The 25,833-nt window shown below is 63.2% G+C and carries 22 protein-coding genes; 7 read left to right on the top strand and 15 right to left on the bottom strand.

The features are described from left to right. The first annotated feature begins 3 nt into the window (after positions 1–3). On the top strand, positions 4–657 hold the full coding sequence (locus ACTJKX_RS29455) for a Vgb family protein (RefSeq protein ID WP_394312045.1): 654 nt from the start codon (positions 4–6) through the stop codon (positions 655–657). 12 nt (positions 658–669) lie between these two features. Here ACTJKX_RS29455 and ACTJKX_RS29460 read toward each other — a convergent pair whose 3' ends face one another. Further along, positions 670–2,028 carry a PLP-dependent aminotransferase family protein gene (locus tag ACTJKX_RS29460; RefSeq protein ID WP_440727424.1) on the bottom strand — a complete coding sequence of 453 codons (1,359 nt, stop codon included), beginning with the start codon at positions 2,026–2,028 and terminating at the stop codon, positions 670–672. Between the two features lie 102 nt (positions 2,029–2,130). Between ACTJKX_RS29460 and ACTJKX_RS29465 the strand changes: the two genes are divergently transcribed. After that, a complete protein-coding gene (locus ACTJKX_RS29465) occupies positions 2,131–2,736 on the top strand; it encodes a LysE family translocator (RefSeq protein WP_440727425.1) in 606 nt (201 codons plus the stop codon). Between the two features lie 244 nt (positions 2,737–2,980). On the opposite strand, the gene ACTJKX_RS29470 is transcribed toward ACTJKX_RS29465, so the two are convergent. Both ACTJKX_RS29470 and ACTJKX_RS29475 read right to left on the bottom strand, forming a co-directional pair. After that, positions 2,981–3,595 carry a dihydrofolate reductase family protein gene (locus tag ACTJKX_RS29470; protein WP_440727426.1) on the bottom strand — a complete coding sequence of 205 codons (615 nt, stop codon included), beginning with the start codon at positions 3,593–3,595 and terminating at the stop codon, positions 2,981–2,983. 356 nt (positions 3,596–3,951) lie between these two features. Beyond that, a complete protein-coding gene (locus tag ACTJKX_RS29475; protein WP_440727427.1) occupies positions 3,952–4,746 on the bottom strand; it encodes a lytic murein transglycosylase in 795 nt (264 codons plus the stop codon). Positions 4,747–5,153: 407 nt separating this feature from the next. On the opposite strand from ACTJKX_RS29475, the gene ACTJKX_RS29480 reads away from it, so the two are divergent. Then, positions 5,154–5,759, top strand: coding sequence for an IMPACT family protein (locus ACTJKX_RS29480; protein ID WP_311941378.1), 606 nt, complete (start codon positions 5,154–5,156; stop codon positions 5,757–5,759). On the opposite strand, the gene ACTJKX_RS29485 is transcribed toward ACTJKX_RS29480, so the two are convergent. From ACTJKX_RS29485 to ACTJKX_RS29515, 7 genes are all read right to left on the bottom strand, one after another. Continuing rightward, positions 5,756–6,268 (bottom strand): GNAT family acetyltransferase, encoded by a 513-nt coding sequence (locus ACTJKX_RS29485; RefSeq protein ID WP_394312051.1) that lies wholly within the window; start codon positions 6,266–6,268, stop codon positions 5,756–5,758. The genes ACTJKX_RS29480 and ACTJKX_RS29485 overlap by 4 nt on opposite strands. A 299-nt stretch (positions 6,269–6,567) precedes the next feature. Next, positions 6,568–7,923: a purine-cytosine permease family protein gene (locus ACTJKX_RS29490; protein ID WP_367624366.1), complete on the bottom strand. Its 1,356-nt coding sequence runs from the start codon at positions 7,921–7,923 to the stop codon at positions 6,568–6,570. Between the two features lie 117 nt (positions 7,924–8,040). Continuing rightward, positions 8,041–9,018, bottom strand: coding sequence for a biotin-dependent carboxyltransferase family protein (locus ACTJKX_RS29495; protein WP_440727428.1), 978 nt, complete (start codon positions 9,016–9,018; stop codon positions 8,041–8,043). Next, positions 9,008–9,883, bottom strand: coding sequence for a 5-oxoprolinase subunit B family protein (locus tag ACTJKX_RS29500; RefSeq protein WP_440727429.1), 876 nt, complete (start codon positions 9,881–9,883; stop codon positions 9,008–9,010). Before ACTJKX_RS29500 ends, ACTJKX_RS29495 begins: the two co-directional genes overlap by 11 nt. Further along, positions 9,880–11,271 (bottom strand): acetyl-CoA carboxylase biotin carboxylase subunit, encoded by a 1,392-nt coding sequence (locus tag ACTJKX_RS29505; protein WP_440727430.1) that lies wholly within the window; start codon positions 11,269–11,271, stop codon positions 9,880–9,882. Before ACTJKX_RS29505 ends, ACTJKX_RS29500 begins: the two co-directional genes overlap by 4 nt. Continuing rightward, positions 11,268–11,510 carry an acetyl-CoA carboxylase gene (locus ACTJKX_RS29510; protein WP_440727431.1) on the bottom strand — a complete coding sequence of 81 codons (243 nt, stop codon included), beginning with the start codon at positions 11,508–11,510 and terminating at the stop codon, positions 11,268–11,270. Before ACTJKX_RS29510 ends, ACTJKX_RS29505 begins: the two co-directional genes overlap by 4 nt. 3 nt (positions 11,511–11,513) lie before the next feature. Next, a complete protein-coding gene (locus ACTJKX_RS29515) occupies positions 11,514–12,314 on the bottom strand; it encodes a 5-oxoprolinase subunit PxpA (RefSeq protein ID WP_440727432.1) in 801 nt (266 codons plus the stop codon). Between the two features lie 280 nt (positions 12,315–12,594). On the opposite strand from ACTJKX_RS29515, the gene ACTJKX_RS29520 reads away from it, so the two are divergent. Beyond that, on the top strand, positions 12,595–13,500 hold the full coding sequence (locus ACTJKX_RS29520) for a LysR family transcriptional regulator (RefSeq protein WP_440727433.1): 906 nt from the start codon (positions 12,595–12,597) through the stop codon (positions 13,498–13,500). Positions 13,501–13,551: 51 nt separating this feature from the next. On the opposite strand, the gene capA is transcribed toward ACTJKX_RS29520, so the two are convergent. Together capA and capB are read right to left on the bottom strand one after the other, a co-directional pair. Next, entirely contained in the window at positions 13,552–15,630 is a 2,079-nt protein-coding gene (gene capA / locus ACTJKX_RS29525) for a caprolactamase subunit alpha (protein WP_440727434.1), read from the bottom strand. 11 nt (positions 15,631–15,641) lie between these two features. Then, positions 15,642–17,396, bottom strand: a complete 1,755-nt coding sequence (gene capB, locus ACTJKX_RS29530; RefSeq protein ID WP_394312061.1) for a caprolactamase subunit beta — start codon at positions 17,394–17,396, stop codon at positions 15,642–15,644. 340 nt (positions 17,397–17,736) lie between these two features. Here capB and ACTJKX_RS29535 point away from each other — a divergent pair, with 340 nt between their 5' ends. Together ACTJKX_RS29535 and ACTJKX_RS29540 are read left to right on the top strand one after the other, a co-directional pair. Continuing rightward, positions 17,737–18,729 (top strand): helix-turn-helix domain-containing protein, encoded by a 993-nt coding sequence (locus ACTJKX_RS29535; RefSeq protein WP_440727435.1) that lies wholly within the window; start codon positions 17,737–17,739, stop codon positions 18,727–18,729. Positions 18,730–18,817: 88 nt separating this feature from the next. Beyond that, the gene (locus ACTJKX_RS29540) at positions 18,818–19,117 is read left to right on the top strand and encodes a hypothetical protein (protein WP_311941312.1); all 300 of its coding nucleotides are present in this window, start codon (positions 18,818–18,820) and stop codon (positions 19,115–19,117) included. A gap of 101 nt (positions 19,118–19,218) precedes the next feature. On the opposite strand, the gene fhuF is transcribed toward ACTJKX_RS29540, so the two are convergent. Genes fhuF through ACTJKX_RS29555 form a run of 3 tightly spaced genes read right to left on the bottom strand, consistent with a single transcriptional unit; the run spans position 19,219 to position 23,344 of the window. Then, positions 19,219–19,959: a siderophore-iron reductase FhuF gene (gene fhuF, locus ACTJKX_RS29545; protein ID WP_394312064.1), complete on the bottom strand. Its 741-nt coding sequence runs from the start codon at positions 19,957–19,959 to the stop codon at positions 19,219–19,221. Then, positions 19,956–21,203, bottom strand: a complete 1,248-nt coding sequence (locus ACTJKX_RS29550) for an MFS transporter (protein WP_394312066.1) — start codon at positions 21,201–21,203, stop codon at positions 19,956–19,958. Before ACTJKX_RS29550 ends, fhuF begins: the two co-directional genes overlap by 4 nt. A 35-nt stretch (positions 21,204–21,238) precedes the next feature. Further along, positions 21,239–23,344 (bottom strand): TonB-dependent siderophore receptor, encoded by a 2,106-nt coding sequence (locus tag ACTJKX_RS29555; protein WP_440727436.1) that lies wholly within the window; start codon positions 23,342–23,344, stop codon positions 21,239–21,241. 875 nt (positions 23,345–24,219) lie between these two features. Between ACTJKX_RS29555 and ACTJKX_RS29560 the strand changes: the two genes are divergently transcribed. Continuing rightward, positions 24,220–25,833: a methyl-accepting chemotaxis protein gene (locus tag ACTJKX_RS29560; protein ID WP_394312072.1), complete on the top strand. Its 1,614-nt coding sequence runs from the start codon at positions 24,220–24,222 to the stop codon at positions 25,831–25,833.

Consider the following 25,833-nt stretch of genomic DNA (forward strand, 5'->3'; position numbering starts at 1 on the left):
CGTATGAAACGGACACCAGCAGAAATCCTTCGCGAATATGGCCCCTTCGCCGGGGTCGAAGCCGTACACGGGGTCAGCTTCGATGGCGAGAACGTCTGGTTCGCCTCCGGCGACAAGCTGAATGCGCTCGATCCCGACAGCGGCAAGACCGTGAAGGCTCTCGACGTCCCCGCGCATGCCGGCACCGCCTTTGACGGCCGGCATCTGTTCCAGATCGCGGAGGATCGCATCCAGAAGATCGATCCGGCCACCGGCACGGTGCTCGCCACCATTCCAGCGCCCGGCGGCGGCAAGGATTCGGGCCTGGCCTGGGCCGAGGGTGCTCTCTGGGTCGGCCAGTATCAGGACCGCAAGATTCACCAGATCGATCCCGAGACTGGCGCCACCTTGCGCACCATCGAATCCAACCGTTTCGTCACCGGCGTGACCTGGGTCGACGGGGAACTCTGGCATGCCACCTGGGAAAATGACGAAAGCGAATTGCGGCATGTCGATCCGGCCACCGGCACGGTCCTCGACAGCCTTACGATGCCGGCCGGCCTGGTCGTCTCCGGGCTCGAAGCCGATGGGGGCGAGCGCTTCTTCTGCGGTGGCGGCGAAAGCGGAAAAGTCAGGGCCGTCCGCCGGCCTGCAAAGGCAAAGCGCGCTCGTGGCTGAACGCCTGTGTGCTCAGACGAGCACGGGCCGCTCGGGCAGGAACAAGTCGGCGAGAATGCCCAGCGCCTGGTCGAGCTGAGCCATCGCGGGAGCGCCGAGGCTTATCCGCACTCCACCGTCCGGTGCTGAGGGATCGGCCATGGCTGCGCGCGCCGGCATCAGGGCGACACCGCGCAGCGCGGCACGGGCGACGAAACGATCCGCCGCTTCGGCCGGCATCGGCAGCCAGGCGTGAAAACCGTCATTGATCCTGAGCGCCGCCTGCTTGGGCAGGCGATCGGCAGCGAAGGCCGAGCGCCGGACGGCATCTGCGCGGATCGAGGAGGCAACGGCTTCCGCCGTTCCGTCCGTCAGCCACATCCCCATGATCTCGGCCTGGAGCGCCAAGGCCATGGTGCTGCTCGCCTGCAGCCTCGCCTCCGCCTCGGCCACACGATCGGACGGGACGACGAGTGCACCCATGCGAAGCCCCGGGCTCAAAGCCTTGGAGAGGCTGGTGACATGGAAGGTGCGTTCGGGTGCAAGGCAGGCCAGGGGGCGAACGCCGGCTGGCACGAAAATGCCGTAGACGTCGTCCTCGATGATGATGACGTCGTGGGCACGGCAGAGGCGGACCACGTCCTGGCGGCGTTCGGCACCCATCGTCGCCGTCGTCGGATTGTGCAGGGTGGGCGTCACATAGAGCACCCGGTGCCGGCCGTGATCGGCGCCGAGCGCCTCGGCCAGGGCACCGGGCGTAAGGCCCTCCCGGTCCATCGCGAGGCCAATGGTCTCGAGGCCGGCCTGCCGCGCCACCAGCAGGCCGCCCGGATAGGTCAATGCTTCGGTCAGCAGATGGGTTCCCGGCGGACAGGCCATGGCCATCGCAATGGCGAGGGCGTGCTGGGCACCATGGGTCAGCACTATACGGTCCGGTCCGGCGTCGACGCCCCATCTGGCCAGCCAGCGTGCCATCAGGCGGCGATGCTCCGGGCGCCCCGCAGGATGGGAATAAACCCCGAACGTTTCGGCATCGAGGCGCTTTGCCAGTGTCGACAATGTCGCCTGCAGCAGCCTGTCGCTCAACATCTGCGGCGGAGCATTGATGCCGAGGTCGATGCTTCCGGTCGCCATGGCCGATGTGCCTGCCACGAACATGCCGCGGCCGTGGAGGGATCTGACCAGGCCGCGCTGCTCCAGCTTGGCATAGGCCTTGGTGACGGTGCCGACGCCGATGCCGAGGCGCCAGGCAAGATCGCGATGGGCCGGCAGCCGGTCGCCGGCGCCGATCAGGCCGGCGGCGATGTCGTTGGCAAGCGCCGCGGCGAGCCGCTCGAATGGCGGGTCGTCGCCTGGTGTCAGGCGTGGCTCCCAGGGCGACGCAAGCTTCACGGTAGACTCGTTAATTGTGTCACATGACACTATTATGCATTTCGAAAATGTGTCACGCCTCTATGGTGCCGTCAATTCCCTGCGGAACCGACGGCCCTTGCCATGACATCCGATCTGCTGACCGCCTTCATCCTCTATGCCTTCGTCACATCGATCACGCCGGGCCCGAACAACACGATGCTGCTGGCCTCCGGCGCCAATTACGGTCTCAGGGCCACCATGCCTCACCTTCTCGGCATCAATCTGGGCTTCTGCATCCTGGTGCTCGCCGCTGGCTTCGGCATAGGCGGCTTGTTCACGGCCTTCCCGTTCCTTCACACACTGCTGCGCTATGGGGGCGCGGCCTATCTCCTTCATCTCGCCTGGAAGATCGCGAGAGCGGGCGGGACGGGTTCGGAGGGTGGCCGGGATCGACCGATGACTTTCTTCCAGGCAGCGGCGTTCCAATGGGTCAATCCAAAGGCCTGGATCATGGCGATCGGCGCGATTGCGACCTACACGCCGGTCGACGGCTTCTTTGGTTATGTCCTGGTGGTGGCGGCCATTTACGTTCTGGCCAATGGCCCCTGCCTGCTGGTCTGGGCGGCAGCGGGGACCGCTTTGCGCGGTTTCCTATCGGAACCTGTGCGGCTGCGCGTCTTCAACGTGGTGATGGCGTTGGCGCTGGTCGCCTCACTCTATCCGATCCTGGCTGAAGCGGGGCGTTGATCGACGGGAGCATCGACCTCCCTTCAGAGGTCGAAGGTGAGATAATAGGTCACGAAGGAGAACAGCAAGGCAAGCAGCACACTTTCGAGCATCGGCTTGGCTCCGGTGAAAGAGGCCACCAGCATGCCCGTGCTGCCTTAACCTGCGATTTCCGTTTGTTTCGGCGCGGTGGCGATATCGCGGCATTTCGGCGCCTCTCGTCCAGCGGAGCCTGGCCCATCTCGGCCCGTCTCGGTCCGGCAAATCACGAAGGACTGTAAGTCGCGAAGGTGGGTGTTCCAGCCTTCTCATAGACCTGGATCGTGAGGCCGGCCGGCGTCACCTCGGCCTTCAACGGCCTGAAGCCGAGAGGCTGCCCGCCATCTCTGAAGAGCTTGCGGCCCTGTCCCAGTACGACGGGAGCAACCATGAGCCTTAGCTCGTCCACCAATCCGGCTGCCAATAGCGAGTAGGCGAGCCGCCCGCTGCCATGGATCTGCAACTCGCGACCGGGCTTGGCCTTCAAGGCGGCGATGCCGTCGAAAATGTCGCCAGACAGGATGGTCGATGGAGCCCATGAGGCACGTTCGAGCGATGTCGAGGCCACATATTTCGGAGCGCCATTCAGCTTGCTGGCGATCGGATCGTTCGGATCATCCATTTTCGGCCAGTCGCGCGCGAAATTCTCATAGGTTCGGCGCCCGAACAGGAAGCCATCGGCCTCGGCGACCCAGGCGATCACTGAACGCATCAAGGCATCATCGATGAAGGGCACGAACCAGCCGCCGCGGGTGAAACCGTCGGTCGTATCTTCATCGGGGCTTCCCGGCCCCTGATATACGCCGTCGAGGGGCAAGAATTCCATCAAGACCAGCTTCATGACATCGCCTTTCGCAGCTCGACCCGGTTTTTCGGGATGTGGGTGAAAACCCATTACCTATCCTCCAGGCTAACTATCAGTCTTCAAAACTTAGCGCAAGGGCTTAGTTTATATCGGCGATGGAACATTCTGTCGGGCGGGCAGGAGAGCGAACGACTCCCACCGAAGGCACGTAGCGGCGCGGGCGCGGCATGCAGTGGCGGGCAGCAGGCCGAGATGAAGGCCATTCTTTCGGATCACAGGTCAATCAAGATAAAACGCCGTGGAAGCTGGTGCTCCACGGCGTCATGGACCGGTGGTCGATCGCGGCTGGGTGAAAGAACTCGCGGTTCTCGCACCCACCCCAGCGGGACTTTCTATTGGGCGTCGATGCGCTGGCCGATATGGGCGATAGCCTGCTGATAGACGGAGGCGGCATTCCAGGCCTGGATAGCCCCGAAATTCGGCTCGCCCGGCTGGTAGCCCTGGCCGGCACTCCAGCCATGGGCCTTCAGGTAGTTGGCGGTCGAATCGAGGGCACCCGCAGCGGTGTCGAGATTGCCGACGCCATATTGCAGTACGGTCTTGGGCATGAACTGGGTCTGGCCCACTTCGCCATGCATGGAACCGCGGGTCTGCGCCGTGAAGCGGCCGCTGTCGACGAGCTTGAGCGCAGCGTAGAGCTGGTCGGTAAAGAATTCGGGGCGGCGGCAGTCATAAGCCAGCGTTGCCACCGAGGAGAGCATGTTCTGGTTGCCCTTGACGGCACCAAAGCCCGACTCCATGCCCCAGATCGCCAGCAGCGGTCCCGGCGGCACGCCGTAGCGGCGCTCGATAGTGGCAAACAACGCACCCTGGGATTTCTTGAGCTGGCGTCCACGCGCAATGATCGTGTTGCCACCTCGCTTGGCAAGGAACTGGTCCAGGGACAGCCGGAAACTCTTCAAGCCGCGATCGGCGTTGATGGTGGCTGTGGCGTAATGGGTGCTCATCAGCGCGGCGATGCCGGCCTGACCGACGCCCTTGGCGCGTGCCTCGGCGGAAAATTCCTGCTTCCATGCTTCATAGCCGGCTGCAGTCTTGCCGCATTGGGCTGCATAGGCTCCGCCTGAAAGCTGGAACAGGCTCAAGACCGCTCCGGCCAGCGCCGCTACATGTATCCTCGTGCTCATCCAAATCCCTTTTTTGAGAACATCCAGGCTGCCGGCGACTACAGCAGTGACGCCCGGTCAAGTCAATCGATGCAGAACGGTGCCCACATCATGCTTTCGATTTTGGGTTTACGAAGCAGGCCAAAGCTTGTGCCTGTTGTCACCGCATGAGCATTGGGCGAGCGCAGTTGCGCCATCGCATGCTTCTGCGGCGAGTGGCCTTGCCGGATCGCATGCCGTCGACATGGTGGGCTCCCCCCGCCATGGTTGAGCGCGGCGATTTGGCGCAAAACGGTCCGCACGGATACGACCTGCCATTTCCTTACATTGGGATCTATCAATAACCAATTGTTCTAACGATATTTTTTATGTTGAGGGATGGCTGTCAACTTTTCCGGAAAATGCTTTAGATTGCAGCCATGCCGGATTTGTTCAGCCTTCAGAGAATCGAGACCTTCAGACAGGAGGTCAAGAAAAGCCGCTTTCTGGCGACAGCCGCTCCCGTGTCGGGAGAAGAGGCCGCCAAGGCCTTCATCAGGGATCATTCCGACATGGCGGCCAATCACAATTGCTGGGCCTGGCGAGTCGGCCCCCTCTACCGCTTCAACGATGATGGCGAGCCCAGCGGCACCGCCGGCAAGCCGATCCTGCAGGCGATCGATGGCCAGGCCCTGGATGGTGTCGCCGTCGTGGTCACGCGCTGGTTCGGCGGCGTGCTGCTCGGCAGCGGCGGCTTGATCCGGGCCTACGGCGGCACGGCTGCCGCCTGCCTGCGCGCTGCCGAAAAGCTGCCGATCGTCATACGGGTCGAGGCACGCATCTCCTGCGCCTTTACCGACCTGGCGCTGGTACAGGCCCGCTTGTCCGCCCATGAGGCGGTGCAGATCCTGACGCAGGATTATACTGCGACGGGAAGCGAGTTTGTCGCCGCGATCCGCGAACAGGATCTGGTCGATGTTCGGCAGATGGTCGCGGATGTCACGAGCGGTCGCGCAGTCATGTCTATTGCGACGCCAGACGAGCCTCCGGCCTAGCTCGGCTCTGCTTGCCGCTCTCCCGTCTTGCGCTTGCTCTCGGCCTTTTCCTTGCGGGGTTCTGCCGGACTTTCCCGCTCGACGCTGACGGACAGCTTTTGATAGACGCCAAGGCCCACGATCATCGCGGTGCCGCCGAAGAGCAGGAGCGCCGGATAGAGCAATTGCTCCGGGCTTTGCTTGGCTACCTTGAACACCGTTACCAAAGCCTCGAGGAAAACTGCGATCACGATGGCTGACATGAACTTCGTCAAGCTGCGGCGAGCTTCCACAGCATTGCGCATTTCGCGGGCGCGCAGCACCTCCTCTTCGAGGAAATAGCGCGCCACGTCGAAGACCGCGACGCCGACCACCACGAAGCCGATTGAATCGAGCAGCGTATTGTCGAACTGTCCATCGTAATAGGCGGCATGAAAGACCCGAAATCCGGCTATCGCGACAAGACCGCCCGCCAACATCATCAGGCAGATGCTGGCTACGGTGAACACCACCCGGGACAGGACCTCCATGCGACTCCTGCAAAATCTGACCACTCGACTCCGGCAGCAACCGGAACGCGCTCGAAATCAGCCCCTGCCTCACGAGCCGAGGCGATACGCACGGGCAGGACAAGGGCTCGGCTACCATTTCGTTGGTCAGGGCGGGAAACCGGAAAAACCATCCCTGTTCCCTCTACTGCCAGGTCCGGTTGACGCGTGCGCATCTTGCAATCAAACGCCTGTCGGGGCCGATCGTTCCCAAGCGGTGCAACCGACCACCCGTGCAAGTTCCCGGCTGATCACCCAGCCGGGTCTCGCGATTGTTCGCGTCAATCCGCAACCAGGAACCAGGAGCGGCGGGCGAAGCTAAGACCCACCGTATAGATGCAGAAAGCGGCCACGGCCGTTGCCGGTGCCGACAACTCCGCATAGGCGCCACCGAACAGGTGCAGGCCGATGCCGACGGCCGCGCCGGCAAACCAGGCGGCCAGGCCGAGTGGGTTGAAGGCGGGCACGTGACTGGAGCGATATTCGATCGTATCGCCGGCTAGGCGCCGATAGCGGTCGCTGAGAATGTGGGCCATGGCCACGGCGACCCAGGCCACCACGAAGATGCCCTGATAGGCAAGCGCCTGCAGCAGATAGGCGAAGACATCGGCCAGCATCAGGAGATAGACGATCAGGCCGACGACCACGGCCCAGCCGATGCGCCCGAAGGGCAGCTTGCCGAAGAGCTGGACCAGGGCCTCCATATTGACGGCGGCGAGATAATAATTGGCCGTGTTGATGCGCGTCTGCGTAACCCAGACGAAGAGCAGGCCCCAAACGCCCATCAGCTTGAGCAAAGCGAGCAGGACGGTGACTTCGCTGACGGCGCCGAGATCGGGCACGGTGCCGATCATGAACATGCCGAACAGGCCGCTGACCAGGAACACCATGACATAGAAGGGCATGCCGAAATTGAAGAGGGCGTGGTAGCCGGCGTCTTCCTGCCGCCCGAAACGGGCATAGTCGAAGGTGAACATCATCAGCACCCACACGCCCATGTAATAGACGAAGCATGACCACCAGCCATTCGCCGGCGCCCCGCCGGCCGGGCCGAGATTGAGCCATTTGTCGCTATAGCCATATTCGGCGATGGCCAGACCGACGGCGACCACGAGGCCGAGGATATAGAAGGGCAGCAGCACGCCGTTGAACTTGTCGAGCCAGGTCTGGATGCTGCCGAAGATCAACGGCACCGAATAGAGCACCACGATCAGGGCGGCGATCGCATAGGACACGCCGGGAAAGATGGTGTGGATGCCGACCGCGATGACCGATCCTTCGAACACGGCATAGTAGATGGCGGTTGCGCAGAAGATCAGGGTGGCCAGCCCCGCGCCGACATTGCCGAACAGCACGCGCGAGAACAGGGCGACGGACAGGCCGGTGCGAATGGCAAAGCGGCTGAGCACGGCGTTGATCACGCCATAGGCGATCACCGACATGACCATGCCGATGATGGCGTTGCGGGTGCCGAAGCCCAGCGCCAGGGCCGCGCCGACGACGATATAGAACACGGCGCTGCACACGGCCCACCAGGCCATGGTCAGGGCCATTCTGGGCATGCGGGCATCGGGCGGAACGGCCCGGTTGGAATAGTCGAGCGTGTCGGCTTCGGCGGCCGTGACGGTGCCTGCCATGATGGTTCCCCTCTCACTGATTGTGGAGCGATGTCGTGCTTGGATGGTGATGTTTTTGGATGTTCTTGGGTCGGCGGCCTTTTTGGCCGCTTCGACCGGGAGCTGGAGCAAAGGGTTCTAGCTGGAGGCCAGCACGGCCCGGATACAGGCCAGCAGCGTTGCGCGTTCGGCGCGTGCCGCCAGGGCCGTGGCCATGTCGACCTCAACGAATTGCGTCGGCGTGTTGGGCTGCATCTGGCCGATCAGGTCCATGTCGGCCGAGATCACGGTGCCGAGCATGAAATAGCCGCCGCCGGACACGGCGTCGCGATGCAGGATGATCGGCTCGGTGCCGCTCGGCACCTGGATCGAGCCATAGGGATAGCAGCTGTCGACGATGTTGGAGGGATCCGATCCCGCGCCGAAGGGCGGCTCCCGCTCGACGAAGTGCAGCGGACGCCCGCCCCGGAAGCGATAGCCCATGCGGTCGGCTTCCGGCGCGACCTTCCATTGGTCTTCGAAAAAGGCGCGTCCCGACTGCTCCTGGACGCGGTGCCAATAGAGGCCCGGCAGGACGCGAAGCTGCGCCGGTGTGCCAGGACGGCGGCGCAAGCGCTCGGGCACGCTGCGCCCTTCCTTGACCGCGCCCGCTTCGCCGATGGCGAGTTCGTCGCCCTTGGCCAAGGCGCGGCCCTTATAACCGCCGAGAGCACCGATCACGTAGGTAGAACGGCTGCCGAGCGCCAGGGGAACGTCGAAGCCGCCGGCGACGGCGATATAGATGCGTGCGCCCGCCTTGAGGAAGCCGAAGCTGAGCGTCTGGCCGGCCTTGACGCTGAGGGCGGTCCAGGAGGGTTGCTCGACTCCGCCGATCTTGATCGGCATCTCGCCGCCGGTGATGGCGATCGCCGCATCCTTGGTGAATTCGAGTACGGGGCCGAGGAACACGGCCTCCAGGCAGGCTGCCCCCTCGTCATTGCCGACCAGGAGATTGGCGGCACGCAGGGCCAGCCGGTCCATTGCCCCGCCGACGGGAATGCCGAGATGGAAATAACCCGGCCTGCCAAGGTCCTGGATGGTGGTGGACAGGCCTGGATTGAGGACCTTAACGCCCATGGATCATGCCCTCCAGCCTGGCGTTGTAGCCGTCGATATCCTTCTGGAATTCCCGGAGGTCGAAGGTGATCTCATGCATCTGCGGCGCATAGCGGCCGGAAGCGACGTCGGCCGCGATCGCGTCATGCTCGTCGCGCCCGATCGGCTTGAACTTGACGATGTCGCCCGGCCGGAAGAACACCATGAAGTCGCGCAGATAGCCGGTCTTCTGCTCGGGATCGAAAATCGGCATCGGCGTGATGCCGAACATCTGGTAGCCGCCGGCGCCACGCACCGAATAGATGCAGGAAAAACAGCCGCCATGGCCGACCGTCAGCTTCGGTGTGTCGGTGCGGGGCCTCAGATATTTGGGGACCTGGAGCTGTCTTTGCCGCTCGACCATCTGGTACATGAAGGGCAGCCCCGCCACGAAGCCGACCATCGAGACGAACCAGGGCGAGCCGCTATGGGCGGTGACGAAATCCTCGACCGAGGCGAGATCGTTGATACGGGCGGCATATTCGAGATCGGTGGCCTGCGGATCCTGGTGGCGCTCGCGAAACCGCATCAGCGTCTCATGCGTCCAGGGATCCTGGTAAAACACGGGGATCTCGATGATGCGTGTGCCGATTATCGGCTCTGACTTCGCAGCCGCGGTCTCGATGGCCTTCACCTCCGCCAGGATGTCGTCCGGCTTGATGCGATCGGGATCGAAGCGGATCTGGAAGGAGGCATTGGCCGGGCAGATCTCGGTGACGCCGGCAATGCCGGCCTCCCTGATGGCGCGGGTCATGGACAGGCTCTTGAAGAAAGCCTCCAGCGACATGCTCTCGTCGCATTCGACGAACAGGTGCTCATCGCCGCCAAAGGAATATCGGCTTTTCATCGGGCGGCCTCCTTCGCCGGTTCGACTGGCGGCGGCGCAAAACGGTTCTCCAGCCAGCCCTCGAGAAAGCGTGTGTGGAAACGCCCCGCTGCGACATCGATGTCGGCGGCCAGGGCCTTGTGCAGGGGAATGGTGGTGGGAATGCCCTCGATCTTCAGGCCGGCCAGTGCCTGCCGAAGCGTGGCCAGGCAGGCCGTACGGTCCTCGCCATGCACGACGAGCTTGCCCAGCAGGGAGTCGTAGAAGGGCGGCACCGCATAGCCCGCAAAGAGCATGGTGTCGAAACGGATGTCCTCCGCTTCTGGCACCGACAATTCCGAGACCACGCCAGGCCAGGGCATGAAGTTCTTGAACGGATCCTCGGCGTTGATGCGGCATTCGATGGCGTGGCCGGCGACGGCGATGTCCTCCTGGCGGACGGAGAGCGGCTCGCCGCCGGCAATGCGCAGCATCTCCTGGACCAGGTCGAGACCGGTGACCATCTCCGTCACCGGATGTTCGACTTGTATGCGCGTGTTCACTTCGATGAAATAGAAGTCCTGGCTGGCTTCGTCATAAAGATATTCCACCGTGCCGGCGCCGCTATAGCCGACCGAGCGGGCGAGGGCGACGGCACTCCGGCACAGGCGTTCGCGCACCTCGGGCGACAGGCCGACGGCGGGTGCTTCCTCCCATACTTTCTGGCGCCGGCGCTGCAGCGAGCATTCGCGCTCGTAGCAATGCACGAAGTTCCGGCCGTCGCCGAGGATCTGCACCTCGACATGGCGCGCCTTTTCGATGGCCTTCTCGATATAGAGACCGCCATCGCCGAAGGCAGCGGCCGCCTCGGCGGAAGCCTGGGGGAACTGCCGGCGGAACTCGTCCATGTCCGCGGCGACGCGAATGCCGCGTCCGCCGCCCCCGGCCACGGCCTTGATCATTACCGGAAAGCCGATGCGCTCGACGACCGCCTCGGCCTCCTCGAGATCGGCGATGCGACCGCCGCTGCCCGGCACGGTGGGAACGCCTGCCTTCTCGGCTTCGGCCCGCGCCGCGACCTTGTCGCCGAGCAGGCGGATTGCAGAGCCAGCGGGGCCGACGAATTTCATGCCCGCCGCCACCACGGCATCGGCGAAATCGGCGTTCTCGGCCAGGAAGCCATAGCCGGGATGCACGGCATCGACTTTGGCCGCCCTGGCGGCAGCAAGCACGGCCTCGATGTCGAGATAGGATTTCTTGGCGGCCGGGGGGCCTATCTCGATGGCCTCGTCGGCAAGCCGTACGGCGAGGGAGTCCTTGTCCGCGGCGCTGTAGACCTGCACGGTGCGCAGCCCCAGCGCCTTGGCCGCGCGATTGATGCGTACGGCGATTTCGCCGCGATTGGCGATGAGGACGGAACGGATGTTCATGCCTCCACCTCGGCGAGAACCTGGCCGGCCATCACGGCGTCGCCGTCATCAACGAGGAATTTGATATTGGTGCCGCCGATGCCCGCATTGACCTCGTGGAAGGATTTCATCACCTCGATCAGGCCAATGACATCGGAGGCCGCGACGGACTCCCCGTCCTCCTTGAAGAACGGGCTGTCAGGGGAGGGGCGTCTGTAGAAGACACCGGGCAAGGGTGACATGATCTGCGAAATTGCCATTCTTCATCCCCTCGTGATGGCTTTGGGCAGGTGGGCGAGTTCGCTCGCGGGCATGATCTTGATGCCATCGGCGACCAGGGCCGCGCGCATGGCGCGGGCGATGGCAAGGCTGCCGGGCGTATCGGAGTGAAAGCAGATGGAATCGAAGGCGATGTCGATGTCGTCGCCCTCGACGGTCCGTACTCGCTGTTCCCGGCAGGCCCGCACCACCTTGTCGGCGATCGCCGCCGGATCGAGCTTGCCGGTGCGGCGGGTGAACACGATGGAGCCCGAACGGCCATAGTCGCGGTCGGCATAGAATTCGCGGATTACCGGCTGGCCGGCCTCGACGGCGACGCGATGGGTCAGCGAGACATCCATGCAATAGATGAAGGCGTTGGGAGCGGTGGCCTGCATTGCATGGACGAAGGAGCGCGACAGTTCCTCATTGACAGCCAGCTCCATGTAGAGCGCGCCATGCGGCTTCACATGTTGCAGGCTGGCGCCGTGGCGGCGGGCGAATTCCCGCAACGCTCCGGTCTGGTAGACGATGTCGTTGACGATCTCTTCGGGCGCTCCCTCGATGCGGCGGCGGCCGAAGCCCTGGAGATCGCGATAGCCGGGATGGGCGCCGATGCCGACGCCGTGCTGGGCCGCCAGCCGCACGGTGGCGTCCATCAGCGAGGGGTCCCCGGCATGAAAGCCGGTGGCGATGTTGGCGGAACTGATGAGTTCCATCAAGGCGGCGTCATCCGCCTCCGCCAGGCGCCATTGGCCGAAGCCTTCGCCCATGTCGCAATTGATGTCGACTGCAGCCAGCGCCAAGCCAGCCTCCCTCTGTAATTAGTCCTGCGCCGGCATCGCCGCCGGTCTTGCTCTGACGTTACGGCGAGATGGGTAGATTGAAAAATTATATAATCAGATGATTGATATCTGATTTTCAGAAGTCGAGAATTTCCTGACTTCGTTTGAATTTCTCCGATTTATGGTCGTTTTGACATAGATGAGCGAGTGTCAGGGAAAGGCGATCGAGTAACAATCGGGCGTCTATCGATTTTTCAAATATTGATGTAGAGATCGATCTGAAACGCAAAGGGAGTCGTTCATGCCGGTCAGTCTGCGCCAGATCCGCTATTTCGTGGCGACGGCCGAGCATGGCCAGGTGTCCCAGGCTGCGGGCGAGCTCGGCATCTCGCAATCGGCCATCACCACCGCCATCAAGGAGCTGGAACAGATCGTCGGTGTCGAGCTGTTCACCCGCTCCACCCAGGGCATGGACATGACGCCTGCGGGCCGCCAGTTCCTGTTCCATGCCTATGAGATCCTGAACAAGGTCGAGGAGGCCACCAGCCTGCTCCTGCCCGCCAACGATTTCGCCGGCCGGCTGACGGTTGCGGCGACCTATACGGTCATCGGCTATTTCCTGCCCAACCATCTCGGCCGCCTGCGCCGTGCCTGGCCCAATCTCGACATCCGCCTCTTCGAGCTCAACCGCGAGGCGATCGAGGATGGACTGCTGGCCAATCGTTACGACATGGCTGTGCTGCTGACTTCCAACGTCATCAATCCCGACCTCACCACCGAGACGCTGATGAGCTCGCGCCGGCGGCTGTGGGTGCCGGCCCGCCACCGGCTGCTGGCGCAGGGCGCCGTCAGTCTCAAGGAGGTCGCCGAAGAGCCCTATATCATGCTGACCGTGGATGAAGCCGCCCACACGGCATTGCGCTATTGGAGCCTGTCCTCCTTCCGGCCGAACGTGACGCTGCGAACCTCCTCGGTGGAGGCCGTGCGCTCGCTGGTGGCGGACGGGCAGGGAGTGGCGATCCTGTCGGACATGGTGCTCAGGCCCTGGTCGCTGGAGGGCAAGCGCATCGAGACGATCGTGCCGACCGAGCCGATCCCCTCGATGGATGTCGGCCTGGCCTGGCGGCGGGACGCGGCGTTCACCCCCGCCATGGAAGCCTTCCGCTCCTATTTCCGCCAGGCCTTCTTCCTGCCGCCCAATCGCTAGCGGAGACAGGGCCGCAAACGGGAGGAGCGCAGGAAGAGCGGGCATCGCCGGTCAATCCTTGCAGGTCAGCAGATAGCTGCCGCTTTCGTGTAAGGCTGCAGTCCAGCCGGGCTCGATGACGATGGTGGTGGTGACCTCCTCGATGATGGCCGGCCCGGCAACGGAGACCCCCACGCCCAGCTTCGAGCCGTCATAGACAGGTGTCGACGTAACCTCGCCTGAGGCCTGGAAGATTGCGGGCCGCTTGCCCTTGAGCGCGAGTTCCAGACTGCCGGTTCCCTCCAGCCTGGGAGGTCTCGGTTTCTCGATCAGCCCGTACAAGGTGGATTCGATGTTCACCACTTCGACAGGATTGTGCCGCTCGCTATAGGTGTAGAGTTCCTCGTGGCGGGCGTGGAAGGCATCCTTGACCTTGTCGATCGTGGTTTCGTCGATCCTGAAATTGTCGATGTCGACGGTGCACTCATGCACCTGGCCGACATAGCGCATTTCCAGGCTGCGCTTGATGGCGATACGGTCGGCAGCAAAGCCGTCCACCTCCAGATGGCGGACGCCCTGTGCCTCGATCTCATCGAAGAGCGTATCGATCTTTTCGCAGGCGCCTTCATTATCCAAGCGCAGCGGAGCCGTGGCCATATAATTGTATTTGACGTCCGAGATGATCTGCCCGAAGGCGCACAGGCCCGAGGCAAGCTTGGGCAGGATGATGGTGTCGATGCCCATCTCGCGCGCCAGAGCGGTGATGTGGGCGGCGGTGGCGCCGCCGGCCCCGACCAAAACGAAGTCGCGCGGATCGTAGCCGCGCTCGACCGACACGCGCCGGATGCCGTTGACCATGCCGCTGTTTACGATCGTAAACATGCCATAGGCGGCCTGTTCGATGCTGATGCCGAGCGGCTCCGCGACCCTGGCGACGGCTTCGCGGGCCTTGGCAACGTCGAGCGGCAGCTTGCCGCCGAGCAGGCCCTCAGGATTGAGATAGCCGAGCACGAGATTGGCATCGGAGGTCGTTGGATCGGTTCCGCCGCGCCCGTAGCAGGCCGGGCCGGGTTCCGAGCCGGCCGATTGCGGGCCGACCTGCAGCAGGCCCAGGCTGTCGATCCAGCCGATTGAGCCGCCGCCGGCCCCGAGCGTCTCGACCTGGATCATGGGAACACCGACACGGTAGCGCAGGAAGTCGACGTTCTTGTTGAGGTTGGTCTGGCCGTTGCGCGTCAGTGTGATGTCGAAGGAGGTGCCGCCCATGTCGACGGTGATGACATTCTCCTTGCCGAAGGGCGCGCCGACATAGAGGCCGGCCTGCGGGGCGGAGGCCGGGCCTGAATTGATGGCGTAGACGGAGCGGTCGGTCATCACCTGCCCGACGGCGAGGCCACCATTGGACTGGAAATAGCGTACGGGCTGCCTGGCGCCGAGATCGCGGAAATAGCGATCGACCGCCGTCACGTAGCGCCGCATCACCGGGGCCAGATAGGCATTGGTCACCGCGGTGGAGGTGCGGGTATATTCGCGGATCTGCGGATAGAGCTCGCTGCCGACGGTGAGGATCGCTTCGGGCATCATCTCCCGCACGATCTCGGCGGCGCGGCGCTCATGCCCGGGATTGAGCACGGACCAGACGAAGGAGATCGCTACCGTCTCCACCTTCTCTGCGAGGAACAGGCGGCAGGCCTGGCGCACATCCTCTTCCTGCATCGGGGTGCGCACCGAACCGTCCGAGAGAACACGTTCGCGCACGCCACGCCTGAGATAGCGCGGCACCAGCATGGTGGCCGCCGGATATTCCGGATCGTAGCGAAAGCCGTCTTCCTTGTGGCCGTTGCGGATCTCGATGGAATCCTCGTGGCCCGCCGTGCAGATCAGCCCGGTCTTGCCGCCCCGGTGGGTGATCAGGGCATTGAGGCCGACGGTGGTGCCGTTGATGCACAGGTCACAGTCGGACACGATGGCAGAAGGCGTCGTGCCCAGGTTCTCGGCGATCTGCCTGAGGCCGTTCTCGATCGCCCTGGTCGGGTCGGAAGGCGTGGAAAGGGCCTTGAACAGTCTGACGTCGCCGCTGGCGCGATTGGCGATGACGAAATCGGTGAAGGTGCCCCCGGCGTCGATGCCGAGACGAAAAGCATGTTCCATGATGACTTCTTTCAGGCCGCGCGGAGCCGGCGGGTTTCGGCGAGGTCGACTTCCAGCGTCTCGGTATCCTTGATGGCCACGCCGTAGTCGGCGCGGGCGCCCTCGAGGGAGACGAGGCCGTTGCGCACGTCCCAGACCACGTTGTCGACAGGGCGTTCGAACGGGTTGCCATAGCCGCCGCCGCCGGGATTGAGATTGGTGATGGTCTGGCCGGGCTTGATGGTCTCGATGATGTTCTTGCGCTCGACCGTGACCTCACCGCCGCGCCGCAGCTCGACGCGGCCGACCTTCTTGTCGACGAGGGCGGATTTGGCCCCGGCCGCGCCCATGGCCGGAATGCGCCGTCCCTCGCCGAAGCCGATGCACAGCATGTCGCCGGTCAGGGGCTCGACCTCCCAGGCCGTACCCGAGCCGCCGCGGAACTTCCCGGCGCCGCCTGAATCGGTCATCAGCGCATAGCGGTGGATGATGATGGGATAGGAATATTCCAGAAGCTCGACATCGCCCGAGGTGAGGGCGCCGAAGCAGCATTCCGGGCCGACGGCATGCCAGCCGTCCTGCTGGGGCGTGGCGCCGCCGCCCGAGATGATGGTGGCGAGCACCATGGTCACGAACTCCTCGCCGGTGCGGCCGTCCTTGCCGGCGATGTTGAGCCCGTTGGCATGTCCCCAGGAGGCCGCGACCTTGGAGGGCATCGCCTTCTCGAAGGCGAGGCGCACCGCATCGGTCAGCGTTTCCATCGGCGTGGTGGTGCAGTTCATGTGAGGGGCGGGCTCCTGTGCGTTGCACAGCGTGCCCTTCGGCCCGAAATCGACGCTCACGCAGCGATAGAGCCCCTCATTGTAGGGCGGGGGCAAGGCGGCGAACATCATCAGGCCGAGATAGACGCCCGAATGCGAATTCCCCTCGTAGGAATTGATGAAATAGGGCACCTGCGGCGGGCTGGAGATGACGATATGGCAGGCGTCGCCGGTGATGGTGACCTTGGCGCCGATCTCGAAGTCGCCGAAACCGTGCCCGGCATCCTCCAGGATGGCCTTGCCCTCATAGGTGCCGTCAGGAACGCTCGCGATCAGCGAGCGCATATGCCGGTCGGCCATGTCGAGCAGTGTATCGATGCAGGCATCGACGGTCGGCTTGCCATATTTGTCGAGCAGGGCGATCAGGCGCCGCTCGCCGACTTGGCAGGCGCCGATCAGGGCGCGGAAATCGCCTTCCTGGTCGCGCCGTGCCCGCATGTTGGAGAAGATCAGGTTGAGCACATCCTCGCGCGGCTTGCCGCGATCCCAGATCTTCACCGGCGGAATGCGCAGGCATTCGGCATAGATCTCGGTGGCGTTGGGGTTGTAGCCGGCCGGAACGGGGCCACCGATATCGGTGAGGTGCCCCTTGCACACGGTCCAGTAGACCAGTTCGCCCTGGTAGAACACCGGCTTGTACATGCAGGTGTCGATGGCGTGGCTGCCGCCGAAGGCCGGATCGTTGTGCAGGAAGAGATCGCCCTCATGGATGTCGTCGCCGAAGAATTTGGCGACCGCCTTCATGGCCGGGATCAGCGAGCCCAGATGGATGGGAATGTCCTGGCCCTGCAGGATCATCTCCGGGCGGGCATTGAAGAGCGCCGTCGAATAGTCATGCGCCAGGTTGAAGACGGAGGAGCGCGCCGTCTTCTCCAGCGCCAGCGTCATTTCGCGCTGAGTGGTCTCCAGGACCCCACGCACCACCGACAGCGTGATCGGATCTACTTTTGCTCGCTCGGTCGACATCCATCCTCCCCAGAGCAAAGCGCGTTCAGGCGTGAACGCTTGCTTGCTCGCACTCTTCGGTTCGACGCGTCTTTGCGATTCTTGGCGATGCCGCCAAAATCGCGAAACGCTCCGGCCGGCCGCCGGTAATGCGGGAGAAGAGTTCGTCTCCCGCCTGATCCCCTGCAGCGGCGTCTGCGCACCGTCGTCACCATCAGCCAAGCAGGTTTGAGGGCGGCCGTCTTTGCAGGGAGAGAGCAATGGTTTGACGCTGAGTGCACAATCGGCCTGGCGGCGGGGCCAGGCGATTGCCATCCCCGTCTCTCGCGCCTAGTCTCGACAGCCGTTCCGCGGAGCTGTCATGAAGACTTCCGTCACCACGAGCGCGACCCGCACCATGGACCGGAGCCGGCACTGGCACCAGGCCATCGCCGGAGCCTATTTCCCGCTCGACCTGACGTTCCGCCATCCGGATCATTTCTTCGGCGACCTCACCATCTGGCAGTTCGGCGACGTGTCGATCTCACGGCTGTCGTCGGATGGGCTGCAATATCTGCGCCTGCCGCATCATTTTCGCAGCGCCCGCAAGGAAGAGTTCCTGGTGACGGTGCCGACCCGTTCCCAGGTCTATTTCTCCCAATGCGGCAGCGAGGTGCGCTGTTCGCCCGGCGGCTTCTTCCTCGAACGCAGCCATGAGCCCTACGAGTTCAGCCATGCCGACCCGGCGGATCTCTGGGTGCTGAAGGTGGCCTCGCAGCCACTGTCGGAGCGCATCCGCAGTCCAGACAGGTTGTGCTCGCTGCAATTCGATGCGGCCAATGGGGCAGGCGGCCTCTTCGCCGACATGCTGCATCTCCTGCCCCAGCGCTTCGAGGCGCTGGACGAAGAGGCGCGCAACGCCGTGGGGCGCCAGCTCATCGACCTCCTGGTGCTGGCCGTCAAGGCGGATGAGCGCATCCTGACATCGGGCAGTTCGACGGTGCGCGAGGCCCATCTCGCCCGGATCGAGGCCTATATCCGGGGTCATCTCAACGATTGGCGCCTCGATCCCGAGATGATCGCACGGGCCTGCGGGGTTTCCATCCGTTATCTGCATGATCTGTTCCGCGACACCGACCAGACGGTGGCGGGCTGGATCCGGGATCAAAGGCTGGCGGCCTGCCGCGCCGCGCTCGAAAATCCCGCCAATGGTCAGACCGCTGCCGAGATCGCCTATCAATGGGGTTTCACCGACCAGGCCCAGTTTTCGCGGAGCTTCAGGGCGCGTTTCGGCCTGCCGCCCGGTGAATATCGCCGGTTGAACCGCCACATTGGCACGTCAGAGGTGCCGCCGGACATGTCCGGCACCGCTTAGCCGGAACACGCCATCCGATTTCTGCCCCCTTGCTGGTTTATAAGCGTGACTCCGCCTGTTCTTCCGATGTTGAACACAGGAGGCCGCCGTGCCGATCAACCGGATTTTGGCGGATGGCCTGGTTTTCGTTTTCCTGGCGTCCGCGACCGCCTTGCTCCTCGATCAACCAAGCGATGCAGAGGCAACTGCCGCCATGCGGGCAATACCCGCGCTGGCCGCCAAGCAGCAACAGACTGCCCATATCAACACTTGTGTGCCGGCTGTCGGTCGTCCGGGCGTCACCTGCACAGCCATGGTGAAGGACGTGCCCCAGGCGCAGGCGAACCAGATCCGTATCTATTTTGCCCGTGGCCCGGACAGCGCCTGGGTCGCCGAGATCATGCACTGAAGCTGGGATAACGCGCGCCTGGGCGTTTGCTCCAGGGCAATAGTCTTATCTGCGATTGCGATGATGCATGCCCAATGTCTCACCAAATCACGACTATAGTGCTAAGCGGAAGCGCTTTTTTGCTGCCGGCTTGTTGGCGGCAGCGGGCACAGGCTGCCGCAATCCTCTACGCCGGGGAGTAGATAGCGCAGGCAGCAGACTTTCCGCCGACGCACAGGCTGCCCCTGTTCCAGGGGATAGCATATCGCTCCGCAGATCGGATTGGGCCGGCCGTCGCCGCCGCAGCGCCGCCGCAGCAAGACGCGGCCTTCCTCCAGGGCGGCGGGGCAGGGAGCCCCCACCTCCAGCGCCTGCTGCAACGTCCACTCGAAAATGGCAGCGGCATTGGTCCACAGCAGGCGCTTGGACACGCCGAATTGTCCGGCGAAACTGTGGATCAGCGGTTCGACATGTCCCTCGAACAAGCGCGAAAAGCGTTCGGTGGCACTGCCGGGATGCGGCTTGCCGTCATCGGGAATAACCAGCGCCGCCGTACGCCCGCTTTCGTGCGGAACGATGCCGATCGCATCGAGATCCACGGGCAGTTCCCGGTCGAGCAGCAGGATTGCAGCCGTCGCTGGGATGACTAGCGCTCCGAAATGCCATTGCGTCCACATCGAGACGAGGGCGTTGCGGTCGCCACCTGGATAGGTGCCGGCAAATCGCGACATCAGTTCTTCCGCCACGCCCTTTTCGAGCAGTCGACGACCGGCAATGGCGCCGCCATGTGTGCCCGGGAGCGCCAAGGTCTCCTTGTACCAGTGGAGATTTCCGGCAAAGCAGGGCGCGAGGGATGCGATCATTGGCCGGATGGAACTCCGGCCAGCGCCTCCCGCTGGCTCTTTCGGATATCGGACCGTGCAGCGACGCGATGACTGAGCATCGCGGCGATCGGCGCGGCGGCCAAAGCGAGCAACGCCGCCAGGCCGAAATAGAGCCCGTAGCCCCAATGCTGGGCAATCCAGCCCGATCCCATGCCGCCGGCCATGCTGACCAATGCGTCCATGCATTGCAGCAGCGTGAAGTCGATCCCGGCCTGACGTGGATCCGAGACCGCCATGAATTGGGCATAGAGCGCGACGAAGCCCAGTGCCATGATGCCGGACGAACTCGCCAGGGCGAGGACGAGCAGGAGGGGCTGGCCGACATCACCCTTCCAGGCGGCGTAGGCTAGGCCCGACAGTGCCAGGGCCTGCAGGACGAGAGCCAGCGCCAAGACGACCCGCGCACTCCACAGCCGCACGAGGGCACCACCGATCAGGGCGCAGACAAAGCCGACGGCCATGCCGCCAACGCCATTGACGATGCCGAGCGAGGTGAGGTCGAGGCCACTGTCGATCAGGAAGGGGCCCTGCATGCTGACACCCCATTTCTGGGCGATCACATTGACCGCTGCCAATGCCAGGCCCAGATGCATGTCCTTGCGCCGCAGCGCCTGGCGCAAGGAAGGCCGATGGTCCCGCCCGGGCGAGGGCGGCGCCGGAGAGATCACGAAGAGCAGGCCGAGCACGATCAGCAGGGCCGCCATGGCAAAGCAGGCGACGCCCCAGCCACATTGGGCGACCAGCACCAGGAAGAGCCCCGACCCGATCGCCGACCCAAGATAGGCGCCTCCGACTTGCGCCGCATTGCCCCAGCCATGATGGCGCTCGGACAGGGTTTCCACCGCATGTCCGTCGCAGGCGATGTCGCTGGTCGAGGTGGCGAAGGCGATCAGCAGCAGCACGGCGAGCAGGGGCATGAAGCCGGTCGGCCCGATCAGCCCTGACAGGATGAGGCCGACGGCCGATATCAGGCCCCCGACCAGCACGATCGAGCGGGAGCGGCTATGCCCCGTGGGCGGCAACCGATAGCGCTCCACCGCCGGGGCCCAGAGGAACTTGAAGGCCCAGGGCAGCACGGCCAGATAGAGCAGGCCGATCTGGTCGAGCGGCAGGTTGCGCTCGCGCAGCACGCTCGGCAGGGCGATGAAGGTCAGCCCGCCAATGATGCTCTGGCCGACATAGAGGCCGCCGACACCGAGCACGACCGCAAGCGGGGAAGACAATGCGCGCCTTGCCGACCTGCCCGGCTTGATGTCGTTCACCAGCGATAGCGCAGGCTGGCGATGACCTTGCGTCCCTCATCGAAATAGCAATAGCCGACCGTGCAGACCTGCTTGACCTCGTTGAGCAGATTGGTGGCGCTGACCTGCACGCGCATGCCCGCCAGCTTGGGATTGATGTTCTCGAGATCGTAGCGGACCGAGGCGTCGACGAAGGTGCGCGGCTTGTTTTCGAGTATCGCGCGATTGAGATTGTCACCCAGGCTCGAACCGACATAGCGCACGCCGCCGCCGATGCCGAGACCCGTGGCGGGCCCCTCCTGGAAGGCATAGTCGAGCCAGAGCGAGGCCATGTGATAGGGCACGCTCGAGAGCCGGTTCCCCTCCGTATCGGGCGTGAGCTTGAGGATGCGGGCATCGTTGTAGGAATACGAAGCCTGGACGCTCAGCCCGTTGGTCAGCGAGGCCACACCCTCGATCTCGACGCCGCGCGAGCGCACGTCGAGCTGGACCTGCTTGTTGAGACCATCGACGACCTCATAGACCACGGCGTTGTTCTGGCGCATGTCGAAAACGGCGGCGCGCAGCGAGGCGTTCATGTTGGGAATATCGTATTTGATGCCGATTTCCGTCTGTTCGCCAGTGGTGGGCGTGGCCACGCTGCCATTGAGCACCGTCCCCGGATTGGGCGTAAAGGAGGTGCCATAGGCAACATAGGGGGCGAGGCCGAAATCGGTGACATAGCTCAAGGCCGCCCGGCCGGTGAACTTGGTGTCGCGGCTCTTGCTTTGCGTCATGCCGCTGCCGACGGTGCCCGTACTGAAGCGACTGTAAAGCCAGTCATGCCGGCTGCCGAGGGTCAGGCGCCAGTTCTGCCATTTGACCTGGTCCTGGATGTAGATGCCGGTCATCGCCAGCGTCTGCTTGGACTGGGTGGTGAGCGGCGGGTCGACCCCGAGCGGCACCCCGCCATATCCTTCCCCTGAGCGGTAGTGCAGGTAGCTGGTATCCAGGCCCGTCAGCAGCGTGTGTTCGACCGGGCCGGTGGCAAAGTGGCTTTCCAGGCTGGTATCGCTGGCGAAGCCGGCGGTGCTCTCGCGTGTCAGGCCAGAGCCGAAATAGTAGTATTCCTGGTTGGTGCCGAGCTGCGAATAGCGGGCATTCTGGCGCAGGATCAGCGCGTCGCTGAATTTGTGCTCGAACTCGTAGCCGACGCGCCCCTGCTGCTGGCGAAAGTCGTTGTAGCGCCGGTCGCCCACGAACTGCCTGGTGGCACCGGTCGACTTGTCGGTGACATTGCCCTGGCCGTCGACATAGGGCGCATAGGTGTTGAGATAGGCCTGGGTGCCGCCGACGGTGGAATCCATGTATTCGCCGAGCACCGTGAGCTTGGTCTTGTCGTTCGGCTTCCAGGTGATAGCCGGCGCGATGAAGACCCGGTCGTCCCGGCCGGCGCTGATTTCGGCGCTCGCATTGCGAATGACGCCAGTCAGCCGATAGAACACGGTGTTCTCGGCATCGAGAGGCCCGGACAGGTCGAAATTGCCCTGGAGCCGGCCGAAGGACCCTGTCTGCAATTCGATCTCGCGGAACGGCGTCTCGGTTGGGCGCTTGGAGATGATGTCGACGATACCGCCCGTGCTGCTGGCGCCGTAGATGGAGGCGGCGGGGCCGCGCAGGATGGAGATTGCCTCTACCCCGTAAGGTTCGAGCCGGAACAGACCATTCGGGCTGTTGAGTTGCCTGAGCCCGTCGCGGAACACGCCGGTGTTGGTCATGTCGATGCCGCGGATCATGAACCCGTCATAGCGGGAGTCGAAGCCGTACATGCCCACAACGGCGCCAGGGGTGTAGGCGATCGCCTCGAGCAGATTTTGCGGCTTGCGCTCCTCGAGCTGAGGCTGCGTCACGGTGGAGACGGACTGCGGTACCTCCAGCAGGGGGGTATCGGTTTTGGTGGCACTCCGGCCGGACGTCGCGACATAGCCGGTGGTGTTGATCACGCCCGGTATTCCGCCGCGGCCCTTGCCCTCGACCACCACCGGATCGAGCTCGATCGGTGCAGCGCCGTTGGATTGTGCGTGGACGGCACCGGGCGCCAGGACAAGTGACACGGATGCCAGGAGGAGGGATTTGAGATTCACGGGCCCCAAGCTTTCTTTAGAAAAAGTCGGCCCCGCCTAACAATATCTGTTAACTCAAGTCAACGAGCGCATATTTTAATTATTCTAATTTTAAATTCATCGATATAAGTTTCAAAAATATTCAAATTTTAATTCTAATTATTACTATATTACACTGAAGAAATAAAACCAAAATAATCTTTAAATTTGAAATAGCGAAGAAACGTATATTATGTATGTAATTTTATCTCATTTATCAGAGGGCGGCACTAACGGGGTAAGGGCAGGGGGGATGTTCCCGCTATCAGGAGTTACGGCTGGCATCGCCGCACACGGATCTGACGAGGAGGGCATCGGGACAATGGGTCCTCGAGCCAGGTCGACGGCACTGGAAGCCTTCGACGTGCCCAGCTATCACACGGCCCCCTGAACGAAGCCTCGCCGGAACGTGTCGCATCCGTCAGGCATGCATGGGGCGCCTTCCTTCGCAAAAGCATGTTTTGGAAGTAAGTCATTCATTATGAAGCGATTAATGTTTTTCCGGCATATCTTGCCACATGTACGCATCGATAGCGAATGACGAGCATGATCAAAGGTCGCAAGGGGCAATTTTGCTCCCGCCGCGTTGCCTGAATCGACCGATGATCGCCGGAGCGAATCCGGGAATCCGTCGCTTCGAATGAGGGCGTTGCCAGGAGATCGCTCGGGTGGGGGATGAATCATGTATGGCGTCGGCGCCAGCGTCCGTTGGTCCGGCATGCTTCCATTTGCGGATCTGACCTTACTTATCGTGGATTTCGATGTAACCTTCCCTACGGATTTCGTCGTACGGTCGAGCCATATTACCATACTCGACGTGCTGATCGTTGCAAGACTGAGATGATGCGGCTATTTCCATGAAGCAAGTGACTATCCGTGCACGTATAATGCTGAGTTTCGGCATTATCCTCCTGGTCGTTTTGGCGATCGGACTGTTTGCCTATTGGCAGCTCAAGTCGATCGACGACCACGTCACCAGCCTCAAGTCGGACTCCGTGGCCGGGCTACGACAGGCCGCTTTCGTCAAGGACGGGCTTTTTCAAGACTATCTTGCCTTCGTCATGTCGCGCGAGGCGACAGCCAAGCCTTTGACCGAAGATCAGCTTGCCGATGGCCGAACCAAGATGGTTCAGCTTTTCAAGGGCTATGAGGATACGATCATTGCGGACGCCGATCGGCAGCTCTTCTCGCGCTTCAAGGACTCGGTCGATTCTTATCAGAGCTTGAAGGAGGGCTTTCTCAAACAGGCCGGTGGGAATGGGGAGGCCAGGGCCTCTGCCGCTTCGGGCGTCGATGCAGCCTTCAACACGGCCTTCAAGAACCTTACCGACGTGATCGCGTTCAACCAGCAACGCGCCTTCGCCATGCCGGACATTGTCGGCAGCGAGATCCTGTCCCTGCTGAGCGCCATGATAGTGGCCTTCGCATTGGCCTTGGTGGTCGCCGCCGTCGCGGGCTTTTCGCTGCTGCGCGCCATCACCAGGCCCCTGCTGCAGTTGAAGACATTGATGGACACCATGCGCAAGGGTGACTTCACCCAGCGCATGCAGATCGTTCGACAGGACGAGTTGGGCGATCTCGGCGAAGGCTATAACCGCATGGCCGACGAAGTGATGGAACTCGTCGGCCAGGTCCAGCGCTCGGGCATCCGCGTCAGCACCTCGATGACCGAGATTGCGGCGACGTCCAAACAGCAGCAGGCCACGGCTTCGGAAGTCGCCGCGACCACCACGGAGATCGGGGCGACCTCGCGTGAGATCGCTGCAACCTCCAGGGAACTGGTCCGGACGATGTCCGACGTCGTGACGGTCTCGGAGCACACCGCCAATCTGGCATCCGGGGGCAAGGTCGAGCTGGCCCATATGGAAGACACGATGAACCAGGTGATGGGCGCCGCCAGCTCCATCACCGCCAAGCTCGCCGTGCTGAACGAAAAGGCCAGCGACATCAACCAGGTGGTCACGGCGATTACCAAAGTGGCCGACCAGACCAATCTGTTGTCGCTCAACGCCGCGATCGAAGCGGAAAAGGCCGGTGAATACGGGCGCGGCTTTGCCGTGGTGTCCTCGGAAATTCGGCGCTTGGCCGACCAGACCGCCGTCGCCACCTACGACATCGAGCAGATGGTCAAAGAGATCCAGTCCGCCGTATCGGCCAGCGTCATGGGCATGGACAAGTTCTCGGAGGAAGTGCGGCGCGGCCTCCAGGATGTCCATGAGATCGGTGCCAAGCTTTCCGAAATCATCACGCAAGTGCAGGCGCTGACACCGCGCTATGAATCCGTCAGCGAAGGCATGCAGGCGCAGGCGACGGGTGCCGAGCAGATCAGCGAGGCGCTCATCCAGCTGACCGAAGCGACGCAGCAGACAGTGGAATCCCTGCGCCAGTCCAGTTCGGCCATCGATGAACTCAACCATGTCGCCAGCAATCTGAGCGGGAGCATCGCACGCTTCAAGCTCGAGATGGCCTGA

It is taken from the genome of Labrys sp. 22185 (assembly GCF_052045555.1).
Lineage (GTDB): Bacteria > Pseudomonadota > Alphaproteobacteria > Rhizobiales > Labraceae > Labrys > Labrys neptuniae.

Excerpts from the sequence above, each read along its gene's own strand:
- ACTJKX_RS29455 (WP_394312045.1), top strand. The coding sequence starts at position 4 with ATGAAACGGACACCAGCAGAAATCCTTCGCGAATATGGCCCCTTCGCC.
- ACTJKX_RS29465 (WP_440727425.1), top strand. The coding sequence starts at position 2,131 with ATGACATCCGATCTGCTGACCGCCTTCATCCTCTATGCCTTCGTCACA.
- ACTJKX_RS29470 (WP_440727426.1), bottom strand. The coding sequence starts at position 3,595 with ATGAAGCTGGTCTTGATGGAATTCTTGCCCCTCGACGGCGTATATCAG.
- ACTJKX_RS29475 (WP_440727427.1), bottom strand. The coding sequence starts at position 4,746 with ATGAGCACGAGGATACATGTAGCGGCGCTGGCCGGAGCGGTCTTGAGC.
- ACTJKX_RS29485 (WP_394312051.1), bottom strand. The coding sequence starts at position 6,268 with ATGGAGGTCCTGTCCCGGGTGGTGTTCACCGTAGCCAGCATCTGCCTG.
- ACTJKX_RS29490 (WP_367624366.1), bottom strand. The coding sequence starts at position 7,923 with ATGGCAGGCACCGTCACGGCCGCCGAAGCCGACACGCTCGACTATTCC.
- ACTJKX_RS29495 (WP_440727428.1), bottom strand. The coding sequence starts at position 9,018 with ATGGGCGTTAAGGTCCTCAATCCAGGCCTGTCCACCACCATCCAGGAC.
- ACTJKX_RS29500 (WP_440727429.1), bottom strand. The coding sequence starts at position 9,883 with ATGAAAAGCCGATATTCCTTTGGCGGCGATGAGCACCTGTTCGTCGAA.
- ACTJKX_RS29505 (WP_440727430.1), bottom strand. The coding sequence starts at position 11,271 with ATGAACATCCGTTCCGTCCTCATCGCCAATCGCGGCGAAATCGCCGTA.
- ACTJKX_RS29510 (WP_440727431.1), bottom strand. The coding sequence starts at position 11,510 with ATGGCAATTTCGCAGATCATGTCACCCTTGCCCGGTGTCTTCTACAGA.
- ACTJKX_RS29520 (WP_440727433.1), top strand. The coding sequence starts at position 12,595 with ATGCCGGTCAGTCTGCGCCAGATCCGCTATTTCGTGGCGACGGCCGAG.
- capA (WP_440727434.1), bottom strand. The coding sequence starts at position 15,630 with ATGGAACATGCTTTTCGTCTCGGCATCGACGCCGGGGGCACCTTCACC.
- capB (WP_394312061.1), bottom strand. The coding sequence starts at position 17,396 with ATGTCGACCGAGCGAGCAAAAGTAGATCCGATCACGCTGTCGGTGGTG.
- ACTJKX_RS29535 (WP_440727435.1), top strand. The coding sequence starts at position 17,737 with ATGAAGACTTCCGTCACCACGAGCGCGACCCGCACCATGGACCGGAGC.
- fhuF (WP_394312064.1), bottom strand. The coding sequence starts at position 19,959 with ATGATCGCATCCCTCGCGCCCTGCTTTGCCGGAAATCTCCACTGGTAC.
- ACTJKX_RS29560 (WP_394312072.1), top strand. The coding sequence starts at position 24,220 with ATGAAGCAAGTGACTATCCGTGCACGTATAATGCTGAGTTTCGGCATT.